Annotated in this window: 3 protein-coding genes; all 3 read right to left on the bottom strand. The window is 35.2% G+C overall.

The window, feature by feature from the left end; genetic code table 11:
* Positions 1–1,034, bottom strand: a 1,034-nt coding sequence (locus ACWODM_RS16255; RefSeq protein ID WP_455322362.1) for an ABC transporter permease subunit, incomplete at its 3' end; no start/stop codon positions are given.
* Positions 1,035–1,928 carry an ABC transporter ATP-binding protein gene (locus ACWODM_RS16250; RefSeq protein WP_048602892.1) on the bottom strand — a complete coding sequence of 298 codons (894 nt, stop codon included), beginning with the start codon at positions 1,926–1,928 and terminating at the stop codon, positions 1,035–1,037.
* Positions 1,915–2,504 (bottom strand): AAA family ATPase (locus ACWODM_RS16245; RefSeq protein ID WP_455322361.1); only part of this gene is annotated, 590 nt, incomplete at its 5' end. The genes ACWODM_RS16245 and ACWODM_RS16250, both read right to left, overlap by 14 nt.

Genomic DNA, 2,504 nt, shown 5'->3' with positions numbered 1-2,504 from the left:
ATAGACGCCTCTAAAGCGGTAGGATCTTTAATTAAAGTCAAATTATCTTTCACTTGGGCACTATTCATATTTAAGGCCTTTGCAGAAGAGTCAATAACAGCCTGTAATAAGAGTTCGCGATTGGCTTTCGTAATCATGACAGTTGGCTGAGATTTTCCTTTATTTTCTTCATTCTTTTCAGCTTTAAGTGCAGTTATTTCATCTGCTAGAAATTGACGGTACTCATTAACAGAAATTCCTTGTACACTTGCACCAGCCGTCAATGCGTCATTACTTGCTAATATCATCGCCGGGTTTTTGATCAATTCCTCAGTTGTGATTTCAATATCATCATCTTCCATGTCATCATCATCTTCATAGATATCCCGACGTTCATCGGTGATAATTTTTGCAGCCTCTTCATAGGAGTGATCCTTGATGACCTCTCCTAAGTATATTGAATAGGCGTCCAGATCCATATCGCGAGCTTCAGCAGCATCTCGCATAGCTTGTTCATTATCTTTAATTAAATATAAATGTTCAGATAGATAACCTTCACTTTTATCTAATGTTTCTGATGCTTTTTCTATATCCTCTGTGATCGGATAGCCCGTCACGTTGTTGTACTTTAATTGAGAGGCACCTAAACCGGCTAATGAAACAATGACATACATTAAAATAACCGATAAGATGAGGTAAAGCGATTTGGTAAAAATGACACTTGAACGTTTTATGGGTGTTGATAAAGTATAAGCCATAGATCCAGAGTCTACCTCGCTCACTACAAGAGTATTTGCTGTAAATACAACATAAACAATTCCAAGAATAAGACCAATCAGTTTATAGAAATTTTCTAAGTTTCCTAAGAGACTGTCCATTGATGAGAGAAGACTGGAAAAAGCGGTTCCTTCCGCTGCAGCGGCAATCGATGCATATCCTGCCGCATCATAACCTATGATGAAACCAGATAAAATGACTGAAGCGACGATTGTGATAATTGCCCATAGTTTCCAATTGGTTTTGATACTTTGCTTAAATATTGGTTTTGAAAACATTTATACTTCCTCCTTAAATATCTCAGTAATATAATCTTCAAATGAGAATTTAATTTCTTTAAAATAGACCAAGTCAAAATCTTTTAAATCTTGAATGAGATAATTAATATTTTTATCATGAATTTGAACGAAAACTTGTAAATCTTCCGCTTTTACCATAGTCAATTGGTAGCCTAAATTTAAGAAACGTTCGAAATCGGCGAGTGATTTAAATTCCATTCGATAACTTTTATTCTCGTTATAACGAATGTCTGCCATATCTGTGATATCAATAATTTTGCCCTCTCGGATGATTGCGACTCGGTCACTGACTTCTTCCACTTCTTGGAAGATATTGCTAGACATAAGAATCGTTTTTCCTTGTTTCTTTTCTTGTTTTAAAAGATCAAGGAAGATGTCACGCATTAGAGGATCTAAACCTGTACTTGGTTCATCCATAATTAAGATATCTGCATTAGATGCAAATGCTGAAACAATAGCTGTTTTTTGTTTCATCCCTTTACTCATGGAACGCACATTGGCCGTCACATCTAATTGAAGAAGATTACTTAACTCTTTAGCACGTTCCCAACTTCCGCGTCCAGATAAATAGATTTGATCTTTTAAAAACTCTTCACCGGTTTTGTTTCCTGGAAAATTGATCTCACCAGGAATATAAGATACATAACGTTTGACTTCTGCACTACTTTTGGTGGCATCAAGTCCATTAATAGTGACGCTTCCTTCATCAGGTTTCAGGAAACCCATCAAGTGCCGGATAGTAGTCGTTTTTCCTGCACCGTTGATACCTACGAAGCCATAGTTTTCTCCTTTTTCAATTTCTAAAGATACATCAAATATTCCGTGTCCATTTCCATAATCCTTAGTCAAATGTTTGATATCAATGTAAGCCATATCGCAAATTCTCCTCTCCAGCAGCCACTGTTTTCTTACGATCATAAAAGTCCATAAAGTAATCTTCCAAAGTAAATTTAATTTCTGAAATAAAATTTACCTTTACCTCACTTAATTCTGTAAAAAATTCTTGCATCTTCTGATCCGTTAAACTTAGTTTAACTTGATTTTGTTCAGGTCTTTTAGTTGGAATAGTAAATTCGGTATTTTCTATAAACTTCTGATAATCCTCAAAACTAGCAAACTCAATTTTGAATGATTTATTCGTACTCTGCTTCAATTCATTGGATTCAACTGTTGAAACCACTACCCCATTCTTAATGATGGCAATGCGATCACATGTTGCATCCACTTCAGTAAAGATGTGACTAGATAGGAGGATTGTTTTCCCTTCTGATTTTTCTTTTAAGATAAATTGAATGAAGCATTCTTGCATAACAGGATCTAATCCTGAAGTAGGTTCATCTAATATCAATATTTTTGGATTATGCATAAAAGCAGTAACGACCGCTAGCTTTCTTTTGGTCCCAAGACTCATTTCTTTAATCTCTTTAGAAGTATCTACTTTAAAGAGCT

The sequence above is a fragment of the Enterococcus olivae genome, from assembly GCF_053760925.1.
Note: the sequence above shows the minus strand (reverse complement) of the source record. Positions and strands in the feature narration are given on the sequence as shown.

Bases quoted from the DNA above. Each gene is read 5' to 3' on its own strand.
- ACWODM_RS16250 (WP_048602892.1), bottom strand. From the start codon at position 1,928: ATGGCTTACATTGATATCAAACATTTGACTAAGGATTATGGAAATGGA.